Here is a 22,236-nt window from a genome sequence, read left to right as displayed (position 1 = left end):
GGAGTAACTTGTGATGCTGATAATCTTGTTGACTATCAGTCTGACTCCACAAGCACCCACACGAATTGCTTGATTCAGTTGTTAAAGAGCGGTTGGTTAAGATCTTTCGTCTCAACCGAGGCGCGCATTCTACAGCAGCCTCTGTTGCTGTCAAGCGGTTATTTTCAGAAGTTTTCAAAGTTTCCTTTGCAACTTCAACCACTTGCGCTTCCGATCTCTCGTTAGCGGGAGGCGAATTCTACAGCGTTACTCGCTGCTGTCAACACCTCTTTTTCTCCGCTTTCGACCGAGAAGATCGAACCGTCAATCAAGCCAAACAACCCTGCTTGATCAACTCCTTCTGGGCTTCGATGACCTGAAGCAACTCGCTGTCGAAAACTGCGTAACTCTTTGTTTACCAAGGAGTTTTCCGTTTCGACTGCGCCGGAAGTGGGGCGAATTATAGACTTCCAGAATCTGCCGTCAACCCCTGATTTGGCTTTTCTATCAATAACTTGCAGAAAGCCGGAAAACAGACCGCTTCCTTCTATATAGGAGAGCAAAACCACCTCCTCTATATAGAAGGAATCTTCAGAGGACCCCCGCCACTTTGAAAGCGGCGACCGTTTCTGCATCCAGACCCAACACCCGCTGCAGAACCTCCAGCGTGTGCTCGCCCAATAACGGAGGCGCATTACGATACTCCACCGGCGTTTCCGACAGGCGAATGGGGCTCGCCACCTGCGGCACCATGCCTGCTAGCACATGGGGTAGCTCGATCGCCAAACCACGCGCCTTGACCTGAGGATCAGCAAACATCTGAGCCAAGTCATTAATAGGTCCGCATGGCACACCCGCCTGCTCCAGCTGTAACACCCACTCAGCGGTGGTCTTGAAGACAGTCGCCTGACGGATCAGCGGGATCAACACCGCGCGATTCGCCACCCGCAGCTTGTTGGTCGCGAAGCGTGGGTCATCCGCCCACTGAGGCTGCCCAGCCACCTCCGCAAACTTGCGGAACTGCCCGTCATTACCCACGGTGAGAATGAAGTCTCCATCCGCCGTAGGAAAATCCTGATAGGGCACGATGTTCGGATGTGCATTACCCAGGCGCTTGGGCGCATTACCCGTAGTCAGATAGTTCATCGCCTGGTTGGCCAGGCACGCAACCTGAACATCCAGCAACGCCATATCGATATGCTGACCACCACCGTCATGTTCCCTATGGGCCAACGCGGCAAGGATCGCTACCGTCGAATAGAGCCCCGTCAGGATGTCTGTCAGCGCCACACCGACTTTCACCGGCCCTGCGCCCTCATCTCCCTCAGGTCGACCGGTCAGGCTCATCAGCCCGCCCAGACCCTGGATCATGAAGTCATAACCCGCGCGCTTGGCGTAAGGCCCGGTTTGACCAAACCCGGTAATCGAGCAATAAATCAGATTCGGATTGATGGCTTTAAGCGACTCATAGTCCAACCCATAAGCCGCCAGGCCACCGACCTTGAAGTTCTCGATCAGGATGTCCGACTTGGCTGCCAGCTCACGCACCAGCTTTTGCCCTTCTGGACGCGTGAAATCGATGGTCACCGATTGCTTGTTGCGATTGGCCGACAAGTAATAGGCGGCCTCGCTGGTGTTCTCGCCATAGGCGTCTTTCAGGAAGGGCGGTCCCCAGGCACGCGTATCGTCGCCATTGCCCGGACGCTCAACCTTAATCACTTCGGCGCCAAGGTCGGCAAGGATCTGCCCGGCCCAAGGCCCGGCCAGCACCCGCGATAAATCCAGTACCCGTAGATGCGAAAGCGCGCCCATGGACGTTCTCCTATTAATAGAACGCCTGGATGCCGGTTTGCGCGCGACCGAGGATCAGTGCGTGGACGTCGTGCGTACCTTCATAGGTATTCACCACTTCCAGGTTGACCAGGTGGCGAGCAACACCGAATTCATCGGAAATGCCATTACCGCCCAACATGTCACGCGCCATACGCGCGATGTCCAGGGACTTGCCGCAGGAGTTGCGCTTCATCATCGAGGTGATCTCGACTGCCGCCGTGCCTTCATCCTTCATACGACCCAGACGCAGGCAGCCCTGCAGTGCCAGGGTGATCTCGGTCTGCATGTCGGCAAGCTTCTTCTGGATCAGCTGAGTGGCGGCCAACGGGCGACCGAACTGCTGACGATCCAGGGTGTACTGGCGAGCGGTGTGCCAGCAGAACTCGGCAGCGCCCAAAGCGCCCCAGGAAATGCCGTAGCGCGCGGAGTTGAGGCAAGTAAAAGGGCCTTTCAAACCGCGGACGTCAGGAAAAATGTTCTCTTCAGGAACAAACACGTTGTCCATGACGATCTCGCCGGTGATTGATGCACGCAAGCCAACCTTGCCATGGATCGCCGGAGCACTCAGGCCTTTCCAGCCTTTTTCCAGAACAAAGCCACGGATGTCGCCCGCATCATCCTTACCCCAAACCACGAACACATCGGCAATCGGACTGTTGGTGATCCACATCTTGCTGCCGGTCAGGCTGTAGCCGCCTTCCACTTTGCGTGCACGAGTAATCATCGCGCCCGGGTCGGAACCATGGTTAGGCTCTGTCAGACCGAAGCAGCCAATCCACTCGCCCGAGGCCAGTTTCGGCAGGTACTTCTGCTTTTGGGCTTCAGTGCCGAATTCATTGATCGGCACCATGACCAGCGAGGACTGCACACTCATCATCGAACGGTAGCCGGAGTCGACACGCTCAACCTCACGAGCAATCAGCCCGTAGCTGACGTAGTTCAGACCGCTGCCGCCGTACTGCTCGGGAATGGTCGCACCCAACAGGCCCACTTCGCCCATCTCGCGGAAGATCGCCGGATCGGTCTTTTCATGACGGAAAGCTTCAAGCACGCGCGGTGCGAGCTTCTGCTGAGCGAATTGCTCGGCAGTGTCGCGGATCATGCGCTCTTCTTCGGTGAGCTGTTGATCCAGCAGCAGGGGATCGATCCAGTTGAAGCTAGCTTTACCGCCCATGAGTGTGTCCTCTCGAATCGGGTCAAATAACGTGGACTGATCCTAGGCCTGGTCCGGCATTACGGCAAACGAGGATTTTGCATACTGTTGTGCTAATTTCTCACTCCGTAACGTCGCGAAATAGCCTTTATGCGATGTATTAGTGAGGTTGGAGTACATGCGCCGGAAAATCCCTAGCACCACCGCCCTGATCAGCTTTGAAGCGGCAGCACGCCACGAGAGCTTTACCAAAGCGGCGCAGGAGCTTTCGCTCACTCAAGGCGCCATTTGCCGACAGATCGCCAGCCTCGAGGAGTTCCTCAGCGTAGAACTTTTCCGACGCTCGCGGCGCGGAGTGAAGCTGACGGAAGCCGGACTTTCCTACAGTCGCCGCGTAGCAACCCAGCTTGACGCGGTCGAGCGGGACACCTTGTCCGTGATGGGGCAACAGGGCGCCAATGTGATCGAGCTGGCCGTCGTACCGACCTTTGGCACCCAATGGCTGCTGCCACGCCTCAAAGACTTCCAGCACAAACACCCGGAAGTGACGGTCAACCTCACCAACCGCACACGCCCCTTCCTGTTCGCCGATACCGACTTCGATGCCGCGATTTACTTTGGTGATGCGGATTGGTCGGGTACCGAATCCCACAGGCTAATGGGCGAAAATCCGATGCCGGTGTGCAGCCCTACGCTACTGGGCAAAAAAGCCAATCTGACGCCCGATGAAATCGCCGAAATGCCCCTGCTGCAACAGACCACGCGCCCTTATGCCTGGCGCCAGTGGTTCAACTCTCAGCACCTGAATGTGCCACGGGACATGACAGGACCGCGCTACGAGCTATTCTCCATGCTTGCCCAAGCGGCGATGCACGACATGGGGATCGCGCTGATTCCGCCATTCCTGATTCAACGCGAACTGACGGAGAAGCGCCTGGTGATAGCCAACACTCAGGCGCTGTCGAGCATCAAGGCCTATTATCTGATGATTCCGGAGCGAAAGGTCGAATCGGCGTCTCTACGGGCATTTCGCGATTGGCTGGTCACCCAAGCACAAAGCTACAGCCTAGAAGGGTAAAGGCTTACCGGCGTTAGCTGACCCCGTAGTCAACAAAACCAAAGCCCTACAGATATACGTTTTTGTCGCATATTCGCAGACTGTACCGACAAGCAGTACAAACGTCCCACAAGTGCCTGCCGACGTGGCTTTGAGCCTCCATTCACCAGCAATGACGCCTCATTCACCGTGCCGATGTGTAAATTCTTGAAATTCGGCCAAAATCCTTACAAGGCACGGCCTGCAAGGGATTGAGGCGGTCGGTTGCGACATTCGGTCACGGGGTGACTTGTAGTTAATTTTCCGTCACCCGTCATAATCCCTTGAAGGGCACAAAGTTCGCCTGCAAAATGCCGCGCCCCGCCCAGATTTGGCGGGATCGTGCTGATCGGCCGCCCCAGCCGCACCATCCGAAGTGCCTGGGTTTACTCAATAAGATCACGCAGGAGATTTGACGTGCACATTGGTGTTCCTCTCGAAACCCAGACGGGTGAAACGCGGGTTGCTGCAACCCCGGAAACCATCAAGAAGCTGATCGGCCAGGGTCATAAGGTCACTGTGCAAAGCGGCGCCGGCATTAACGCCAGCGTTGTCGACAGTGCTTATGAAGCGGCAGGCGCAACAATTGGCAGCGCCAACGACGCGTTTGGTGCCGAGCTGATTCTCAAGGTGGTCGCCCCCAGCGACAGCGAGCTGACGCTGATTAAAAGCGGCACCGTTGTGGTCGGCATGCTCAACCCGTTCAGCAATGAAACCATTGCCAAGCTGGCCGAGTGCGGCATTACCGCGTTCGCGCTGGAAGCGGCTCCGCGCACCTCCCGCGCTCAAAGCCTGGATGTGCTGTCCTCCCAAGCGAACATCGCCGGCTATAAAGCCGTGTTGCTGGCCGCTCACCACTACCCGCGCTTCATGCCGATGCTGATGACGGCTGCGGGCACCGTGAAAGCGGCGCGCGTGCTGATTCTGGGCGCCGGCGTTGCAGGTTTGCAGGCGATCGCCACGGCGAAACGCCTGGGGGCAGTGATCGAAGCGTCCGACGTGCGCCCTGCAGTTAAAGAGCAGATCGAATCCCTCGGCGCCAAGTTCGTCGACGTACCGTATGAAACCGATGAAGAGCGCGAATGCGCTGTCGGTGTCGGCGGTTACGCCCGGCCAATGCCCGCCAGCTGGATGCAGCGTCAGGCCCTGGCCGTGCACGAACGCGCCAAGCAGGCTGACATCGTCATTACCACCGCACTGATCCCGGGCCGCAAGGCGCCGACGCTGTTGAGCGCGGAAACCGTGGCGCAGATGAAGCCAGGCTCGGTGCTCATCGACCTCGCCGCAGCCCAGGGCGGCAACTGCCCGCTCACCGTGGCCGACCAGGTCGTGGTCGAGAATGGCGTGACCATTTGCGGCCCGACCAATCTGGCGGGCGCGGTCGCGGCAGACGCTTCGGCCCTGTACGCACGCAACCTGCTGGACTTCCTGAAGCTGGTCTTCAACAAAGAAGGCCAGTTCGAGATCAACCTCGAAGACGACATCGTCGCCGCGTGCCTGATGTGCCGCGACGGCCAAGTCATCCGCAAAAACGCCTAAGCAGGGATTCAGACGATGGAAGAGCTTATCTCCCCCGGTATCTACAACCTGATCATCTTCGTGCTGGCGATTTATGTCGGTTATCACGTGGTCTGGAACGTAACGCCCGCATTGCACACCCCCCTGATGGCAGTCACCAACGCCATCTCGGCGATTGTCATCGTCGGCGCCATGCTGGCCGCCGCGTTGACCGTGACGCCACTGGGCAAAACCATGGGCACCCTCGCCGTGGCGCTGGCCGCGGTAAACGTGTTCGGTGGTTTCCTGGTCACCCGCAGAATGCTTGAGATGTTCAAGAAAAAAGCCCCGAAAGTAAAAGAAGAGGCGCCCAAGTAATGAGCATGAACCTCGTAACGACGCTGTACTTGATTGCGTCCATCTGCTTCATCCAGGCGCTCAAAGGCCTGTCGCACCCGACCACGTCGCGACGTGGCAACCTGTTCGGCATGCTCGGCATGGGCCTGGCGATTCTCACTACCGTAGGCCTCATCTATAAGCTGGGCGCTGAGCTGGCCACCGCCGGCATCGGTTATGTCATCGTCGGATTGCTGGTCGGCGGCACCGCCGGGTCGATCATGGCCAAGCGCGTTGAAATGACCAAGATGCCGGAACTGGTCGCTTTCATGCACAGCATGATCGGTATGGCTGCGGTGTTTATTGCGATCGCGGCGGTCGTTGAGCCGCAATCGTTGGGCATCGTCAAACAGCTCGGTGATGCGATTCCGGCGGGCAACCGTCTGGAACTGTTCCTGGGTGCGGCCATCGGTGCAATCACCTTCTCCGGCTCTGTGATCGCTTTCGGAAAGCTGTCGGGCAAGTACAAGTTTCGCCTGTTTCAGGGCGCACCGGTACAGTTCGGTGGCCAGCACAAGCTGAACCTGTTGCTGGGCCTGGCCACTCTGGCGCTGGGCATCACCTTCATGCTGACCGGCAACCTCAGTGCCTTCGCGTTGATGCTGGCCCTGGCCTTCGTCCTGGGTGTGCTGATCATCATCCCGATCGGCGGGGCCGACATGCCGGTAGTGGTGTCGATGCTTAACAGCTACTCCGGCTGGGCAGCCGCGGGGATCGGCTTCTCGCTGAACAACTCGATGCTGATCATCGCCGGTTCGCTGGTGGGTTCGTCCGGTGCGATCCTCTCGTACATCATGTGCAAGGCGATGAACCGCTCCTTCTTTAATGTACTGCTCGGTGGTTTCGGCAATACGGCAGACGCGGCTGGCCCGGCCGGTTCGAAAGAAGCCCGCCCGGTTAAATCCGGTTCGGCTGACGACGCGACCTTCCTGCTGACCAACGCCGACACCGTGATCATCGTTCCGGGTTACGGCCTGGCGGTCGCTCGGGCGCAACATGCGCTTAAAGAGTTGACCGAGAAGCTGACCCATCGCGGTGTGACCGTGAAGTACGCGATCCACCCGGTTGCCGGTCGCATGCCTGGCCACATGAACGTGCTGCTGGCCGAGGCCGAAGTGCCTTACGACCAGGTGTTCGAGATGGAAGACATCAACTCCGAGTTCGGTCAGGCCGACGTGGTGCTGGTGCTCGGCGCCAACGACGTGGTCAACCCGGCCGCGAAGAACGACCCGAAATCGCCGATTGCCGGTATGCCGATTCTCGAAGCGTTCAAGGCCAAGACCATCATCGTCAACAAGCGTTCGATGGCCAGCGGTTATGCCGGCCTGGACAACGAACTGTTCTACCTCGACAAAACCATGATGGTCTTCGGCGACGCCAAGAAAGTCATCGAAGACATGGTCAAAGCTGTCGAGTAAAACCTGCTCCAACGCAATACCCAAAACCTCAGCCTTTAGTAGGCTGGGGTTTTTTTATTCCCCGTGAAACCCGACCAAAGGCTCTAAATCAGGCCTCTGCATTCGACCATGGTAGCGGGACGGATTTTTTTCAAATCACTAGACTGCACACCTTGCTTCCGTTGCCCGAGATAACCATCCATGTACCGTGATCGTATTCGCTTGCCTTCGTTGTTGGAAAAGGTGATGAGCGCCGCTGACGCTGCCGCTCTGATTCAGGACGGCATGACCGTCGGCATGAGTGGTTTCACTCGCGCTGGCGAAGCCAAAGCCGTCCCCCACGCATTGGCCGAGCGCGCCAAAATCACCCCGCTGAAAATCACGTTGATGACCGGCGCCAGTCTGGGCAATGACCTCGATAAACAGCTCACCGAAGCCGGCGTCCTGTCGCGACGCATGCCATTCCAGGTTGATAGCACTTTGCGCAAGGCGATTAACGCCGGCGAAGTGATGTTCATTGACCAGCATCTCTCGGAAACCGTGGAGCAATTGCGCAACCAGCAACTCACGCTGCCGGACATCGCCGTGATTGAGGCCGTGGCGATCACCGAGCAGGGCCATATCGTGCCGACCACCTCGGTTGGCAACTCAGCCAGCTTCGCGATTTTCGCCAAACAGGTGATCGTCGAGATCAACCTCGCGCACAACCCGAATCTCGAAGGTCTACACGACATCTATATCCCGACCTATCGCCCGACTCGCACGCCGATTCCGCTGGTAAAGGTTGACGATCGCATTGGCAGCACCGCCATCCCCATCCCGCCGGAAAAGATTGTCGCGATCGTGATCACCAACCAGTCCGACTCGCCCTCCACTGTCCTGCCGCCGGACGTCGACACCCAAGCCATTGCCGATCACCTGATCGACTTCTTCAAGCAAGAAGTGGCTGCCGGGCGCATGACCAACAAGCTCGGCCCGTTGCAGGCCGGGATCGGCACCATCGCCAACTCGGTAATGTGCGGCCTGATCGACTCGCCATTCGAAGACCTGACCATGTATTCCGAGGTGCTGCAGGACTCGACCTTCGACCTGATCGACGCCGGCAAGCTGAGTTTTGCGTCAGGTAGCTCGATCACCCTGTCGAGCCGGCGCAACGCCGACGTCTTTGGCAACCTCGAGCGCTATAAGGACAAACTGGTCCTGCGGCCACAGGAAATCTCGAACCACCCGGAAGTCGTGCGGCGCCTGGGCATCATCGGCATCAACACCGCTCTGGAGTTCGACCTGTACGGCAACGTCAACTCTACCCATGTCTGCGGCACACGCATGATGAATGGCATCGGCGGTTCCGGGGACTTTGCGCGCAACGCGCACCTGGCAATCTTCGTGACCAAATCCATCGCCAAGGGTGGCGCGATCTCCAGCGTGGTGCCGATGGTCAGCCACGTCGACCATACCGAGCATGACGTCGACATCCTGGTGACGGAGATTGGCCTGGCCGACCTGCGTGGCCTGGCACCACGGGAGCGAGCACGGGTGATCATCGACAACTGTGTGCACCCGGACTATCGCCAGGCGCTGGATGACTACTTTACGTCGGCCTGCGCATTGGGCGGGCACACCCCGCATATCCTGCGCGATGCCCTGCGCTGGCACATCAACCTGGAAGAAACCGGACGAATGCTGGCGGTCTGATTCAGCAAAAAAACAGCTGACGCAAACACAGTTGCGTCAGCTGGCCTTGGCCACACTAGATTCTGTTTAAAACTGTACTGCTGTACTGGTCATTTCCTACCGTATTTGCCTACCCATTCAAGCGAAAACATCAAAATCGCACCAATATAGTGCTGACAGGTACAGTTGCCTCAATTTCGACCAGTACACCCCCTATTAACAGTTAACTGGTCCCTCACAATACAGGTGAACTGTATCTACAGAGACTAGCCAAACGAGAGGATCATTGGCATCAGTTAAACCACTACCTAATCCCGCCACAAGCGGAAGGATGTCAACCATGGAACGTACACTCAGTTCCGAACTGTTCTTCGAAGATACCGCTGCAAAAACCCAGGCTTCCATGCCTCTTCGCGTTATTGCCAACCTGATGCTGTGGCAGCGCCGCATCTCCAGCCGCCATCAACTGGCTCGTCTGGATTCGCGTCTGCTGGCTGATGCCGGGATTAGCGAAGCACAACGCTACGAAGAGCTGAGCAAGCCGTTCTGGCGCTAAGTTAGCGTCGCTGGCTCTGACCCACCGGGTCCACCGCCAGCACTCCAAATTGAAAAAACAAAGCCCGTCGTGGGAAACCACGACGGGCTTTGTCGTTTTCGGCCCTGGTCGGCGGCAGTACAAAAGGGTTAGCCGACAATGAGTACAGTTTGAATATTTATAATATTGCACCAGTACAATTTTACGACAGTGTATCTGTAGGCCCAGTGTCGCTGCGCTCAACATGAAGTCCTGACTCTCCGGCAAAAGGACTTCGCGCCATGGATAACTTACTGAATGTTTCTGCCCCCGCCCTTCTAAAGAAGACTCGACTCCACAGACTTAAACGATTGCTGAAGTCGCTCGCCGCCGCCCTTGAGAGAGCCAGAACCCGGCGTTTGCTGGGCCAGCTCAATGATCAGCAACTCTCGGACCTGGGCATCAGCCACGCGGATCGGCTCAACGAATTGGATAAACCGTTCTGGCGCTAGGCCGCTGCTTTAACAGAAGGGACTGTTCGAACCGATAAAAGCAGGCCTAATATCAAGCCAGAACGTGGCGAGCGCTGTTCGACAGGCGTCTGACTCAACAGCTACCTCAACACCTCTCAATCGGTTATCCAAAGGAGTTACACCATGTCCCGTCTTCGTCTGCTCAGCGCTGCAGCCCTGCTTGCCGTGGCTGCCAATTCCCACGCGACCAGCTTTATCGTGACCACGGATGCCGTCGTAGGCGCACTTAAGTCCAGTTCCGATGCAACCTCCGATGTCACTTCCTCCTTTCGCGATGACAAGATCGTGCGCGCTGCCCGTGACGACGCCGCCAGCTTCGTCGCCAGCGAAGGCGCCATTCGTGGCGTGAAACTGGAAAGCGCACTTGACCACATCCGCCACCAGGCTCCTCAGCTGAACGCCACTGATGCACAGCTGGCACAGGCCATCCTGACGATCTAAGCAACGCTGTCACATGGGACACGCCTGTCGTGTCCCAATGTTTCGGCACTGGCTCTAGCCCGGGGATTGCGCTAGCCTTTGGACTCGCTTTCGACAAACGAGTCTCATGCGTCTTCTTTCAAAGCAGCTTTTCATTTCAGTATTTCTCGCGGCCTGCTGGTCGGCCCCGACCTATGCCTTCGACGCGTTCAACTTGTCGACCCAAGGCATCGTCGTCACGGGTTACGCCACCAGCATGGTGACCGCCGCCCCCTTCGACCGTAAGCTGCTGATCGCCGCACACGATGACGCTGCGGCGTTCATTGCCAGTGACGGCCAACTACGCGGAGCGCAACTGGAATCCGCGTTGATTTACTTGCGCCGCAGCCAGCCAAAACTTCATGCAAGCGACCTTGAACTGGCGCAGGCAATTCTCGTCCAATAGTTATCCTTTGTCCTTGCGGAGTCGTTCCATGCGTAGCCCTCTGATTGCTGTTGCCCTTGGCCTGCTTTTATTGGCCGATGTGACCCAGGCGCACACCTTGGTTGCCACCAGCAACATCCTCATCAATGCCACCCAACGCACACTTGATTTCACTTCCGATACCACGACGTCCATCCGCGACTCGAAAATTATTCGCGAAGCCCACGATGATGCCGCGAGTTTCGTCGCCAGCGATGGGGATATTCGTGGTGCGCATCTGGAGGCCGCCTTCAGTACATTGCGCACCCGTGTGCCGGAAGCCCGGGACGCCAGTGATCAGGTGCTCGCCGAAGCCATCCTCGCACTGTGAGGTCGCCAAACGCCTGGCTGCTGGCCGGGCTGATGTTGCTGCTGTGCAACACGGCCCAGGCTGGCTTGCAATTACGACTCAAGACCGAGGGTCTGAGCCCCGAACAACAGCAAGCCAGTCAGGCGTTGCTCGATGAAGCCATGCAGGCCTTGCCGCCACGTTTTATCGAAAAACTGGACCGGCGCATTGATGTTGGCTGGACCGACGACATGCCGAGCAATGCCTATGGCCAGGCTTCGCTGGTGTCCGAACTCGACCTGAACCGCAACCTGCTCGCCAGCCTCACGGACGGCAGCGCTGCCACCAAGAAAACCTATCGCCCCCACGTCACCGTCCGCCGCGAAATGCTCGCAACGGTGTTGCATGAACTCACCCATATTTACGACCGTTCGCGCCTGTGGCCGGACGCGGAACGTACGCTGATCCAGCGCTGTACCCGGCGCAACAACAGTTCCGGCCTGATCGGCATCCCGGATGAATGCCGTGGTCAATCCGACCGCCGCTTTACCCTGAGCGATGATCCGCGCTTGCTCGACCTGGCCGGTTGGCCGCAATACGTCGGTCGCCGTGGCGAGCGCGAGCAGCACAACCGGCAGATCGCCCGCAGCCCCGACATCTACGAAACGAGCAGTCCCAAAGAGTTTGTCGCGGTCAACATGGAGTATTTCCTCCTCGACCCGAGCTATGCCTGCCGTCGCCCCGCGCTGTATCGCTACTACAAAGAACATTTCGGCTGGGCTCCCGCCGCCAAGGACCCGTGCAGCAAATCCTTTGCCTTCCTCAATGCCGGCAACGACTTTGCTAAACAACCGCTGGGCCAAGTCGATCCGGAACGGGTGTACGCCGTCGACTATCTGCTGGCCGAAGCCAACCAGAACTGGGTCAGTCGCTGGGGGCACAGCATGTTGCGCCTGGTGATCTGCGCGCCGGGTCGGCCTCGCGGGCCAGATTGCCGACTGGATCTCGACCAGCACCTGGTCTTGTCCTACCGCGCCTTCGTCGGCGACGTGCAGCTCTCGAGCTGGGATGGGCTGGTGGGTAAATACCCCTCGCGCCTGTTTGTACTGCCGTTGGCCCAAGTGATCGACGAATACACCAAGACTGAACTGCGCAGCCTGGCCTCGGTACCGCTGAACCTGACGCGCAACGAAATTGAAGACGTGGTGGAACACGCCGCCGAGATGCATTGGAGTTACGACGGCAATTATTATTTCCTCTCCAACAACTGCGCGGTGGAAGGCTTGAAGTTGCTGCGCAGCGGCAGCAACAACGCGAAACTGGTCGGGCTCGACAGCATCATGCCCAACGGCTTGCTGGAAGTGATGAAGGGCCGCGGACTGGCGAATACCAGCGTGCTGGATGACCCACGCGAAGCGTTGCGCCTGGGTTACCGCTTCGACTCCTTCCGTGATCGTTACCAAGCGATGTTCGAAGTGCTGAAAAAGCACTTGCCGATCAAGCAGGAAAAAGTCGAAGACTGGCTGGCATTAAAAGCTGACGAGCGCCGGCAATGGTTTGAGCAGGCTGACTTGCGCACCAGCGCGGCATTGCTGTTGCTGGAGCAGGCAAGCTTCCGTCAACAACTGGTGCTGGCCCAAGATGAAGTGAAGCAGCGTTATCTGGGCGCACGGGAATTGAAGAACGGCGGTATGGACAAGGCAAACGCGACCTTGCAGCAAATTCTCGCTAATAGCGGCTTCCTCAGTCGTCCCGCAGAGCTGCTCGGCACCGGCGGTTACGGATTGCCTCAACCGAATGAATGGCAGCGCCTGGAATCGGAAAGCAACCTGCGGCAGAAGCAGCTTCAGCTGCTGACCGGCGATCTGGACAAGGAAGTCAGAGCGCTGCTCGAACCAGGCCGGGCAGCGGAGATGGCCGCCAATGAAGCCAACCTGAAACTGGTTGGCGAACATTTGCGCAAATTGCATAAAGCAGCAGGCGGGCTGGAGTTGCCATAAGCAAGAAGGCGTCGTGGATGATCCATGACGCCTTCTTTTTGCCTGCACGTTAAATCAAAGCACCCCTTCCAGAATTTCATAGACGATCCCGGTGCCCACGGCGATCAGCACAATGTCGCCCCCTGCACGGCGCCATTCGTAGCCCGGGTAATGCGGCAGCCGCCCCAAGGCACGATTATCCAGACGCTCACCGTAATAGCCGTGAGGCAATGGTCGACCACGCACCAGATGAACACCTGGAGGAGGTGGTGCCCCGCGTACAAAATAGCCGTGGTTATCGTGAATAGTCTGGCGCACCGGGCCGAAGTCCCGTGGCGGAGGCCCGCCGCGATGATTGTCCTGCGGGCCACGGTGGTCATCGCCATGGTTGTCACCACGGTTATCGTAATGGCCCTGCGGCGGGCCGCCGCGGTCGTGATCGTCGCGCTGATCGGCGTTCGCATGCAGCAGCGGCGTGGCACTGAGCATCAGCACGCCCAGGCTGGCAATCAGACGTTTCGGCATTTTCATCAGGTCTTTCCTCACTGCACACACAGCAAAAAGGGCTTCAGAACGTAGTCCTGAAGCCCTCGGTCTTGCTGTTTAGTCTGTGCCGCGAGGCTCTAATTCCTCTGTATCAGGAACTTTACCTTCAGCTGACGCGGGCCTTACGCACGCCTTCAGCCAACGCCGAGCAAAGGCTCAGCACGCCATCAACCGCCTGCGCCGGCGTTGAGGCGTTGGCGATGTGATCGATCAATGCCGAACCCACCACCACACCATCGGCCAGACGCGCGATGGACGCCGCTTGCTCCGGTGTACGAATGCCGAAACCGATACTGATCGGCAGGTCGGTGTGGCGACGCAGACGAGCAACCGCTTCTTCAACGTGTTCCAGCGTCGCCGCGCCCGCCCCGGTCACACCGGCAACCGACACGTAGTAGACGAAGCCAGAGCTGCCGTTCAGAACGGTCGGCAGGCGCACATCGTCGGTTGTCGGCGTGGTCAGGCGGATGAAATCCAGTCCGGCGGCCTGCGCCGGCTCGCACAGCTCACCGTTATGCTCCGGCGGCAGGTCGACCACGATCAAACCATCAACACCGGCCTCCTTGGCGTCGGCGATGAAGCGCGGCACGCCGTACATGTGGATCGGGTTGAAATACCCCATCAGCACCAGCGGCGTCTCGGTATTGCCTTCACGGAACTCGCGAACCATTTGCAGGGTTTTCGCCAGGTTCTGCTTGGCGCCAAGGGCGCGGATGTTGGCCAACTGGATGGCCGGGCCATCGGCCATTGGATCGGTGAAAGGCATGCCCAACTCGATCACATCGGCACCCGCACCGGGCAAGCCTTTGAGGATCGCCAGGGACGTGTCATAGCTCGGGTCGCCAGCGGTGACGAAGGTCACCAGGGCGGCGCGATTCTGTTCCTTGAGTTCGGCAAAGCGCGTTTGCAGGCGGCTCATCAGTGTTTCTCCTGCTTCGATTGTTCCATGTGGTGCATCACGGTTTGCATGTCTTTGTCGCCACGACCGGACAGGTTGACCACCATCAGGTGATCTTTGGGCAGGGTCGGTGCACGCTTGAACACTTCGGCCAAGGCGTGGGCGCTTTCCAGTGCAGGAATAATCCCTTCCAGGCGGCAGCATTTGTGGAACGCATCGAGGGCTTCGTCGTCGGTCACCGAGGTGTACTGAACGCGGCCGATGTCATGCAACCAAGCGTGTTCCGGGCCGATGCCTGGATAGTCGAGGCCGGCCGAGATCGAATGGGCGTCGATGATCTGGCCATCGTCGTCCTGCAACAGGAAAGTACGGTTGCCGTGCAGCACACCCGGAACACCGCCGTTCAGGCTGGCGGCATGCTTACCGGTTTCAATGCCGTAACCGGCGGCTTCCACGCCAATGATTTCGACGCTTTTGTCATCGAGGAACGGGTGAAACAGGCCCATGGCGTTGGAACCGCCACCGATGCACGCCACCAGGCTGTCCGGCAGACGACCTTCCTGGGCTTGCAGTTGAGTACGGGTTTCTTTGCCGATAACAGACTGGAAGTCGCGAACCATCGCTGGATAAGGGTGCGGACCGGCCACGGTGCCGATGAGGTAGAAGGTGCTGTCGACGTTGGTCACCCAGTCACGCAACGCTTCGTTCATCGCGTCTTTCAGGGTGCCAGTCCCGGCGACCACCGGGATCACTTCGGCGCCCAGCAGTTTCATGCGGAACACGTTGGCCTGCTGACGTTCGATGTCGGTGGTGCCCATGTAGATCACGCAATCCAGGCCGAAACGTGCAGCCACGGTCGCCGTCGCCACGCCGTGCATGCCGGCGCCGGTCTCGGCAATGATGCGTTTCTTGCCCATGCGCCGCGCCAGCAGGATCTGGCCGATGCAGTTGTTGATCTTGTGCGCGCCGGTGTGGTTCAGCTCTTCGCGTTTCAGATAAATCTTTGCGCCGCCGCAGAATTCGGTCAGGCGTTCGGCGTAGTACAGCGGGCTTGGACGTCCGACGTAGTCCCGTTGGAAGTAGGCCAATTCTTCTTTGAATGCTGGATCTTCCTTGGCCAATTCGTATTCACGGGCCAGGTCGAGCACCAACGGCATCAAGGTTTCAGCGACGTAACGGCCGCCGAACGAGCCAAACAGGCCGTTGGCGTCGGGGCCGCTGCGCAGATTAGTCTGGGTCATGGGTCGCTCCAGTGGGATTCGTGAGATGACAATGATGGTCACTCTACCCCTGACGTCCCAGCCTGAAAACCGATAAGATCGCCACAACCTGTCAGGAAAACTCACAGATCCCATGAGCCACGACCTTCCCCCGCTTAACGCCCTTCGCGCCTTTGAAGCCACGGCACGGCTGAACAGCGTCAGTCAGGCTGCCGAACAGCTGCACGTCACTCATGGCGCGGTCAGCCGACAACTCAAGGTGCTCGAAGAACACCTCGGTGTGAGCCTGTTCATCAAGGATGGACGCGGCCTGAAACTCACAGATGCCGGCGTGCGTTTGCGCGATGCCAGCGGTGAGGCCTTTGAACGTCTACGCACGGTTTGCGCAGAGCTGACCCAAAGCACCGCTGACGCTCCATTTGTTTTGGGTTGCTCGGGCAGTTTGTTGGCGCGCTGGTTTATTCCACGCCTGGGACGACTGAATGCGGACTTGCCCGACCTGCGCCTGCACCTGTCGGCCGGGGAAGGCGATCTCGATCCGCGACGGCCGGGGCTCGATGCCCTGCTGGTGTTTGCCGAGCCGCCATGGCCGGCGGACATGCAAGTCTATGAGTTGGCCAGCGAACGAATTGGCCCGGTAATGAGTCCGCGTTTCGCGGGTTATGAAAGGCTGCAAGCTGCGCAGGCCACAGCGTTATTGAACGAACCCTTGCTGCACACCACCTCGCGCCCACAGGCTTGGCCGAGCTGGGCACAGCAAAGTGGCCTCGACGCCAAGGCGTTGAAGTACGGTCAAAGTTTCGAGCATTTGTATTATTTGCTGGAAGCAGCCGTAGCGGGGCTGGGGGTGGCGATTGCGCCTGAGCCGCTGGTGGCTGAGGACTTGAAGGCCGGTCGCCTGGTTGCGCCCTGGGGATTCAGTGAAACCCCGGCGCAACTGGCCTTGTGGCTACCCAAGCGCGCCGCGGACGGGCGCGCTCGACAGTTGGCGCAGTGGCTCAAGGCCGAGCTGCACCAAACCGATCAGTCGCCGCGCTTGAACAGCAGATAAGCCGCAAGCAGACCCAGTGCGCCGACAGCGACGCCCGCAGTAGTCCAAGGGTGTTCCTGGGCGTAGTCCCGAGTGGCAATCCCGGTTTCGCGGGTTTTGACTTTGACTTCTTCATACGCATCGCTGAGCAGATGGCGCGAATGTTTCAGCGCGTTCTCGGCGTTGCCTTTCAGCGCTTTGAGGGTTTTACGCGACTCGTCCGAGGCGTCGTCTTTCAGATTTTCCAAAGATTTCAGCAGACTCTCGATCTCGGCTTCCATGCTTTGCAATGAGGCTTTACGTAAAGAGGTGTTGGCCATGGTGGCTCTCCTTCATTGATGATGAGTAGCGTGTGTTGGTTGGGACTTCAAGGGTTCGAGAAAGTGCAGTAAATCTGAACTTCTGCATGGTATTAGCCGACAGAAGTAATACGAAAAATCACTGCTAGGCTGTATTTCACACCCAAGGAGAACGCCATGACTGACCATCACACCTACAAGAAAGTCGAATTGGTTGGCTCGTCCACCAGCAGCATTGAGGACGCCATCAATAACGCGCTGGCCGAAGCCAATAAGAGCATCAAGCACCTGGAATGGTTTGAAGTGACCGAAACCCGCGGGCACATCAAGGATGGCAAGGCCGCTCACTTTCAGGTGACGCTCAAAGTCGGGTTCCGGATTGCCAGCAGCTGAGTTTGAGCTAGTCTCCTGAACTTGCGCGCTGGCCGAGTGCCATAGGGAAATGGCAAAGCGCTACATGAGTGCCTCCGGCTGATGGCTGGATGCTCCCTTTGATCCGACCAGGGAATGCGACAGATGAAGTATTTTATTTTAGCGGTAGGTTTGTTGAGCCTTGCAGGAACAGCCTTTGCTGACGGCAAATCGTGCGAAGAGCTGAAAGCCGAAATCGCAGCAAAACTGGATGCCAAGGGCGTTGCCGGCTATTCACTGGAAATCGTCGATAAAGGCGCTGAGGCCGGCGGAACAGTCGTCGGTACTTGTGAAAAGGGCACCAAGGCAATCGTCTACAAGAAAGACTGATGTCCCTTACAAATCAAAAAGCCGACGCAATGCGTCGGCTTTTTTGTGTGGCGGCGGCAGCGCCTCAGCCCTTCATGACCTGCGCCAGCAGCTCATAGGAGTGCACCCGATCCGCATGTTCGTAAAGGTCGCAGGTGAAAATCAGCTCGTCCGCCTGAGTCTGCTCGATCAGCACTTCAAGCTTGGCGCGGATCTTCTGCGGGCTGCCCACCATCGCCAGCCCGAGGAAATCGCCGACGGCTTCTTTCTCATGTGGCAGCCACAGGCCATCCATGGTTTTCACCGGCGGACGCTGCACCAGGCTTTGGCCACGCATCAACGCCAGGATGCGCTGATAGACCGATGTCGCCAGGTAATCCGCCTGTTCGTCCGTGTCAGCGGCGACCAGCGGCACACCGAGCATCACATATGGCTTATCCAGCACCGCCGAAGGCTTGAAGTGATTACGGTAGACGCGAATCGCCTCGTGCATGAAGCGCGGTGCGAAATGCGAGGCGAAGGCGTAGGGCAAACCGCGCTCACCGGCCAATTGTGCACTGAACAGGCTGGAGCCCAGCAACCAGACAGGGACATTGGTGCCGGTGCCCGGCATGGCGATGATTCGTTGGTCAGGCGTGCGTGGGCCGAGATATCGCATCAGCTCCGTAACATCTTCCGGAAACTCGTCGGCGCTGCCGGAACGCTCGCGACGCAGGGCGCGTGCGGTCATTTGATCGGAACCGGGGGCGCGCCCCAAACCCAGATCTATCCGGCCTGGATACAGGCTTTCGAGTGTGCCGAATTGCTCCGCGATCACCAGCGGCGCGTGGTTGGGCAGCATCACGCCGCCGGAGCCGACACGAATGGTCGACGTGCCACCGGCCAGGTAGCCGAGCAATACCGAGGTGGCCGAACTGGCGATGCCGTCCATGTTGTGGTGTTCGGCGACCCAGAAGCGGGTATAGCCTAATTTTTCGACATGCTGCGCCAGGTCCAGGGAATTACGCAGCGACTGGGCCGCGCTGCCGTTCTCGCGCACGGGCACCAGATCAAGGGTCGAAAACTTGATATCGGACAGTCGTTTCATAAGCCTGCTTCTCCAATGGTGGGCGCAGGTTTTTCTTGCGAACGAAAACCTGCCGAATCTATAAGCGTGCTTCATGCAATGAGGGCATATACCCGAGATTCAATAGCCAGGCCAAAAAATCCTACGAAAGCAGTAGGACTTTATGAGATGAGGTGAACTTTGCACAACCGTCTACCCTCAGAACCCTAGCAACCGAAAACCACGAAGGTGCGACGCTCGCACCGGATCTTGAGGAGGCAGACATGGCTATTACGAAGAAAGCATCGGCTCATTGGGAAGGCGATCTGAAAACCGGCATCGGCTCGATCTCTACTGAAACCGGTGTACTCAGAGAAGCGCCCTACGGCTTCAAGGCTCGTTTCGAAGGCGGCAAAGGCACCAATCCGGAAGAGCTGATCGGCGCGGCGCATGCGGGATGTTTCTCGATGGCGTTTTCGATGATCCTGGGTGATGCCGGGCTCAAGGCTGACAGCATCGATACCAATGCTGAAGTGACCCTGGATCAAGTCGACGGTGGTTTTGCGATCACTGCGGTGAAATTGATCCTCAAGGCGAAAATCCCCGGGGCGACTCAGGCGCAGTTCGAGGAGCTGAGCAACAAGGCCAAAGAAGGCTGCCCGGTGTCCAAAGTGCTGAATGCGAAAATCATCCTGGATGCGACGTTGGTCAGCTGATGATCAGGCGCTGAATGTACTGACGCCTTCGCGACCCGACCCGCTCGCGAAGGCGAACTTGTAAACAACACAATTCCAACGATAAAGCTGCGCTTTGTGAGCGGTGTCAGAACTCGCTTTGCAAAACTGTGGTCGAATAAATGACAGCCGCTCAAGCGCAAAAACTGCGCGCGGCCTCAAGGGAGCTTCAACCATGAAACGTTTTGCCTTGGCGATTATCGGTTGCACGCTGGCCACTTCGGCCCTGGCGGCACCGAAATCCTGTGAAGAACTCAAGGCCGAGATCGAGGCCAAGATCCAGGCCAATAACGTCTCGTCCTACACCCTGGAAATCGTCACCAATGACGAAGTCCACGATCAGAACATGGTCGTCGGCAGCTGCGAAAACGGCACAAAGAAAATCATCTACCAGAAAAACGACCGCTGATTCACCTCACGGGACGCAATAGGTCTGCCGATCTTCAGCGACGATCTCCCGCTTTGCATTGAACAATCGGGCGCTTGGGGTGAAGGCGATCGAACGGCCTTCCAGCACATAACGCTGGCCGGCTTCGAAATGATCGTAGTTGACGGTCAGGTAGCACAGCCGTTCCGTGGGGGTGTTCATCATGTTCATGCCCCCACCACCGGGCACCTCAAAGTCGAACCTGACGACCAGCTCATGGCTGCCGGGCGTCACCTGGAAAAAACGCCCGTCACGCAATCGCTGTTTGTCCAGTCGCTCTGCCATCAGCAACCTGTCGTTGGGGAATGGCGTCGAGAAGTCGATCCAGGCCATCTGCGGATTTACCGCCGGTAACGGACTCTGGCAGCCGGCAACCACGCCTGCCGCGAGCAACAGCATCAATCTGCGCATGATGAATGTCCCAAAGGATGGTCATTCAGCATAGCGCCGATCAGCTGCTTTGGCAGCCAGCCGGCGTGCCTTGGCCAATCACTTTTCGTTGCTGGTCATAGAGCTTTGCCCACGGCCGGAAGCCGATATTCCCCGCTTGCAGCTGATATCGCTCACCGGCATTGAAGTCGTTGAATTTCACGTTTAACTGGCAGTCACGCCACAGCGGCTCGGCGTCGGGGCCGATGTTGGTGGGCTGGACCGCAAACTGGTAGCGCACCGTCAGCTCATGACGGCCCGGATGCACCTCGAAATATCGCTTGTCGGTAGAGGCTTTGTCATCGACTTCCAGCGCTTGCAGGGCGGTGTCTTCTTGCTGTGAGTCCAGTTCGATCCATGCTTGCGACGGATCATGGTGAGGTAAACCGAAACCAGCACAGCCGGTCAGCATCAACAAGCCTCCCGTCAGCATCAATTTGCGCATAGCGGAGCTCCAGTCGGGCGGGATAGTCTTGCGGGCAGACTCTCCAGGGATGATTTTATTTTGATCAGGCCGCTTCCAAGCCTTGGGTTACTTGATCGCGTTTTGCGGATTTTGTTTCCGGGTATGTTGCTTTTATTCCTCAGCGGCTGCGCCAGCGTCAGCTATTACAGCCAGTTGGCCAGCGGTCAGCTGCAATTGCTGCGGGCCAGGGAGCCGGTGGCCCAGGTGCTTGCCGATCCGTCTCGCGATCCGATGCTGCGTGCGCACCTGACCCAGTCGCAAAAGGCCCGGACATTCGCCAGCCAACAGCTGCATCTGCCGGATAACCAGAGCTACCGTCTGTACGCCGACATTGGCCGGCCGTTCGTGGTCTGGAACGTCTTTGCCACGCCGGAATTTTCCCTGACAGCACAAAACCATTGCTTCCCTATCGCCGGTTGCGTCGCCTATCGCGGTTACTACAGCCAGAGTGCTGCCCGCGGCGAAGCGGCCTTGCAACGCCTGAAAGGTATGGACGTGTCCATTGGCGGCGTCGAGGCCTATTCGACGCTCGGCTGGTTCAACGATCCGATTCTCAGCTCAATGATGGGTTGGGGCGACGAGCGGCTGGCAACGCTGATCTTTCACGAGCTCGCGCACCAGCGCTTTTATGTGAAGGACGACACCGAGTTCAACGAGTCCTTCGCCACCTTCGTCGAGCAGGAAGGCACCCGGCAATGGCGGGCATCACGCGGTCTGGCAGCGGACAATGGCGCGCAGGCGCAGCATCGAGACCAATTTATTCAATTGGTTCTGGATACGCGCACGCGGCTTGAAAAGCTCTACGCCCTGCCACTGCCCGCCGACCAGATGCGCCAACGCAAAGCGGCAGAATTCGAACGTCTGCGCCATGACTATCGACAGCTGCGCGACAGCCAATGGGCCGGGGATAAACGCTATGACGCGTGGATCAAAGCGCCAATGAACAACGCCCGGTTGTTGCCATTTGGATTGTATGACCAATGGGTGCCGGCGTTTGCGGCGCTGTTCAGGCAGGAGGGTGGGGACTGGCTGAAGTTTTATGCCGCCGTCGAGCAGCTTGGTGCGTTGCCAGTGGTTGAGCGCAAGGTAGCGCTGAAGGCATTGACGGGGTCATAAAATCTGGTGGCTGGGCGGGCCTCTTCGCGGGCAAGCCTCGCTCCTACGGGGTCTATGTTGCTTTTGTAGGCGCGAGGCTTGCC

The 22,236-nt window shown here is 58.3% G+C and carries 28 protein-coding genes; 17 read left to right on the top strand and 11 right to left on the bottom strand.

Annotation, left to right across the window (positions count from 1 at the left end):
* From QMX98_RS19475 to QMX98_RS19460, 4 genes are all read right to left on the bottom strand, one after another.
* A partial coding sequence (locus QMX98_RS19475; protein ID WP_282411268.1) for a hypothetical protein occupies nt 1–202 on the bottom strand: 202 nt, incomplete at its 3' end.
* Between the two features lie 19 nt (nt 203–221).
* Nucleotides 222–542: a hypothetical protein gene (locus QMX98_RS19470; RefSeq protein WP_172791989.1), complete on the bottom strand. Its 321-nt coding sequence runs from the start codon at nt 540–542 to the stop codon at nt 222–224.
* 28 nt (nt 543–570) lie between these two features.
* Complete coding sequence (locus QMX98_RS19465; RefSeq protein WP_010465742.1) at nt 571–1,791, bottom strand: CaiB/BaiF CoA-transferase family protein; 1,221 nt, start codon at nt 1,789–1,791, stop codon at nt 571–573.
* Between the two features lie 13 nt (nt 1,792–1,804).
* Nucleotides 1,805–2,986 carry an acyl-CoA dehydrogenase gene (locus QMX98_RS19460; protein WP_010465741.1) on the bottom strand — a complete coding sequence of 394 codons (1,182 nt, stop codon included), beginning with the start codon at nt 2,984–2,986 and terminating at the stop codon, nt 1,805–1,807.
* A gap of 157 nt (nt 2,987–3,143) precedes the next feature.
* On the opposite strand from QMX98_RS19460, the gene QMX98_RS19455 reads away from it, so the two are divergent.
* From QMX98_RS19455 to QMX98_RS19405, 11 genes are all read left to right on the top strand, one after another.
* Nucleotides 3,144–4,043, top strand: coding sequence for a LysR family transcriptional regulator (locus tag QMX98_RS19455; protein ID WP_010465740.1), 900 nt, complete (start codon nt 3,144–3,146; stop codon nt 4,041–4,043).
* Between the two features lie 435 nt (nt 4,044–4,478).
* Nucleotides 4,479–5,600 carry a Re/Si-specific NAD(P)(+) transhydrogenase subunit alpha gene (locus tag QMX98_RS19450; protein WP_282411267.1) on the top strand — a complete coding sequence of 374 codons (1,122 nt, stop codon included), beginning with the start codon at nt 4,479–4,481 and terminating at the stop codon, nt 5,598–5,600.
* Nucleotides 5,601–5,615: 15 nt separating this feature from the next.
* A complete protein-coding gene (locus QMX98_RS19445) occupies nt 5,616–5,936 on the top strand; it encodes an NAD(P) transhydrogenase subunit alpha (RefSeq protein ID WP_003187417.1) in 321 nt (106 codons plus the stop codon).
* Complete coding sequence (locus QMX98_RS19440) at nt 5,936–7,372, top strand: NAD(P)(+) transhydrogenase (Re/Si-specific) subunit beta (protein ID WP_010465736.1); 1,437 nt, start codon at nt 5,936–5,938, stop codon at nt 7,370–7,372. Before QMX98_RS19445 ends, QMX98_RS19440 begins: the two co-directional genes overlap by 1 nt.
* Before the next feature lie 180 nt (nt 7,373–7,552).
* Nucleotides 7,553–9,046 (top strand): acetyl-CoA hydrolase/transferase family protein, encoded by a 1,494-nt coding sequence (locus QMX98_RS19435; RefSeq protein WP_010465734.1) that lies wholly within the window; start codon nt 7,553–7,555, stop codon nt 9,044–9,046.
* A 319-nt stretch (nt 9,047–9,365) separates the two neighbouring features.
* The gene (locus tag QMX98_RS19430) at nt 9,366–9,581 is read left to right on the top strand and encodes a DUF1127 domain-containing protein (RefSeq protein ID WP_007902752.1); all 216 of its coding nucleotides are present in this window, start codon (nt 9,366–9,368) and stop codon (nt 9,579–9,581) included.
* 260 nt (nt 9,582–9,841) lie between these two features.
* Entirely contained in the window at nt 9,842–10,051 is a 210-nt protein-coding gene (locus QMX98_RS19425) for a DUF1127 domain-containing protein (protein ID WP_282411266.1), read from the top strand.
* 144 nt (nt 10,052–10,195) lie between these two features.
* Complete coding sequence (locus QMX98_RS19420) at nt 10,196–10,513, top strand: DUF2388 domain-containing protein (RefSeq protein WP_010465729.1); 318 nt, start codon at nt 10,196–10,198, stop codon at nt 10,511–10,513.
* Between the two features lie 106 nt (nt 10,514–10,619).
* Entirely contained in the window at nt 10,620–10,937 is a 318-nt protein-coding gene (locus tag QMX98_RS19415) for a DUF2388 domain-containing protein (RefSeq protein ID WP_010465727.1), read from the top strand.
* A gap of 28 nt (nt 10,938–10,965) precedes the next feature.
* A complete protein-coding gene (locus tag QMX98_RS19410; RefSeq protein ID WP_010465724.1) occupies nt 10,966–11,286 on the top strand; it encodes a DUF2388 domain-containing protein in 321 nt (106 codons plus the stop codon).
* Entirely contained in the window at nt 11,283–13,244 is a 1,962-nt protein-coding gene (locus QMX98_RS19405; protein WP_282411265.1) for a DUF4105 domain-containing protein, read from the top strand. The genes QMX98_RS19410 and QMX98_RS19405 overlap by 4 nt, the downstream gene beginning before the upstream one ends.
* Nucleotides 13,245–13,298: 54 nt before the next feature.
* Here the strand turns inward: QMX98_RS19405 and QMX98_RS19400 are convergent, their stop codons facing one another.
* The 3 genes from QMX98_RS19400 to trpB all read right to left on the bottom strand — a co-directional run bounded on the left by QMX98_RS19400 (nt 13,299) and on the right by trpB (nt 15,908).
* Complete coding sequence (locus QMX98_RS19400; protein WP_154502458.1) at nt 13,299–13,754, bottom strand: anti-virulence regulator CigR family protein; 456 nt, start codon at nt 13,752–13,754, stop codon at nt 13,299–13,301.
* A 121-nt stretch (nt 13,755–13,875) separates the two neighbouring features.
* Complete coding sequence (gene trpA, locus QMX98_RS19395; RefSeq protein WP_010465718.1) at nt 13,876–14,688, bottom strand: tryptophan synthase subunit alpha; 813 nt, start codon at nt 14,686–14,688, stop codon at nt 13,876–13,878.
* Nucleotides 14,688–15,908 carry a tryptophan synthase subunit beta gene (gene trpB / locus QMX98_RS19390; RefSeq protein WP_221107912.1) on the bottom strand — a complete coding sequence of 407 codons (1,221 nt, stop codon included), beginning with the start codon at nt 15,906–15,908 and terminating at the stop codon, nt 14,688–14,690. The genes trpA and trpB overlap by 1 nt, the downstream gene beginning before the upstream one ends.
* A 112-nt stretch (nt 15,909–16,020) precedes the next feature.
* On the opposite strand from trpB, the gene QMX98_RS19385 reads away from it, so the two are divergent.
* Complete coding sequence (locus QMX98_RS19385; RefSeq protein WP_010465714.1) at nt 16,021–16,938, top strand: LysR family transcriptional regulator; 918 nt, start codon at nt 16,021–16,023, stop codon at nt 16,936–16,938.
* Here the strand turns inward: QMX98_RS19385 and QMX98_RS19380 are convergent.
* The gene (locus tag QMX98_RS19380) at nt 16,911–17,237 is read right to left on the bottom strand and encodes a DUF883 family protein (protein WP_010465712.1); all 327 of its coding nucleotides are present in this window, start codon (nt 17,235–17,237) and stop codon (nt 16,911–16,913) included. The two genes, QMX98_RS19385 and QMX98_RS19380, sit on opposite strands and share 28 nt — an antisense overlap.
* Nucleotides 17,238–17,393: 156 nt before the next feature.
* On the opposite strand from QMX98_RS19380, the gene QMX98_RS19375 reads away from it, so the two are divergent.
* Both QMX98_RS19375 and QMX98_RS19370 read left to right on the top strand, forming a co-directional pair.
* Nucleotides 17,394–17,609 (top strand): dodecin, encoded by a 216-nt coding sequence (locus QMX98_RS19375; protein WP_010465710.1) that lies wholly within the window; start codon nt 17,394–17,396, stop codon nt 17,607–17,609.
* A gap of 123 nt (nt 17,610–17,732) precedes the next feature.
* A complete protein-coding gene (locus QMX98_RS19370; RefSeq protein ID WP_282411264.1) occupies nt 17,733–17,957 on the top strand; it encodes a DUF1161 domain-containing protein in 225 nt (74 codons plus the stop codon).
* 64 nt (nt 17,958–18,021) lie between these two features.
* Here the strand turns inward: QMX98_RS19370 and QMX98_RS19365 are convergent, their stop codons facing one another.
* Entirely contained in the window at nt 18,022–19,023 is a 1,002-nt protein-coding gene (locus QMX98_RS19365) for an LLM class flavin-dependent oxidoreductase (RefSeq protein ID WP_010465706.1), read from the bottom strand.
* Between the two features lie 242 nt (nt 19,024–19,265).
* Here QMX98_RS19365 and QMX98_RS19360 point away from each other — a divergent pair, with 242 nt between their 5' ends.
* The gene (locus QMX98_RS19360; protein WP_282411263.1) at nt 19,266–19,697 is read left to right on the top strand and encodes an OsmC family protein; all 432 of its coding nucleotides are present in this window, start codon (nt 19,266–19,268) and stop codon (nt 19,695–19,697) included.
* Between the two features lie 193 nt (nt 19,698–19,890).
* Complete coding sequence (locus QMX98_RS19355) at nt 19,891–20,124, top strand: DUF1161 domain-containing protein (protein WP_010465702.1); 234 nt, start codon at nt 19,891–19,893, stop codon at nt 20,122–20,124.
* A 6-nt stretch (nt 20,125–20,130) separates the two neighbouring features.
* On the opposite strand, the gene QMX98_RS19350 is transcribed toward QMX98_RS19355, so the two are convergent.
* The gene (locus QMX98_RS19350) at nt 20,131–20,553 is read right to left on the bottom strand and encodes a hypothetical protein (protein WP_145306378.1); all 423 of its coding nucleotides are present in this window, start codon (nt 20,551–20,553) and stop codon (nt 20,131–20,133) included.
* A 40-nt stretch (nt 20,554–20,593) separates the two neighbouring features.
* Nucleotides 20,594–21,016: a hypothetical protein gene (locus QMX98_RS19345; RefSeq protein WP_077748817.1), complete on the bottom strand. Its 423-nt coding sequence runs from the start codon at nt 21,014–21,016 to the stop codon at nt 20,594–20,596.
* 60 nt (nt 21,017–21,076) lie between these two features.
* On the opposite strand from QMX98_RS19345, the gene QMX98_RS19340 reads away from it, so the two are divergent.
* Complete coding sequence (locus tag QMX98_RS19340) at nt 21,077–22,153, top strand: aminopeptidase (RefSeq protein ID WP_282411262.1); 1,077 nt, start codon at nt 21,077–21,079, stop codon at nt 22,151–22,153.
* Nucleotides 22,154–22,236: the final 83 nt, after the last annotated feature.

The organism is Pseudomonas sp. PS02303 (genome assembly GCF_029959925.1).
In the GTDB taxonomy this organism is placed as follows: Bacteria; Pseudomonadota; Gammaproteobacteria; order Pseudomonadales; family Pseudomonadaceae; genus Aquipseudomonas; species Aquipseudomonas mandelii.
Note: the sequence above shows the minus strand (reverse complement) of the source record. Positions and strands in the feature narration are given on the sequence as shown.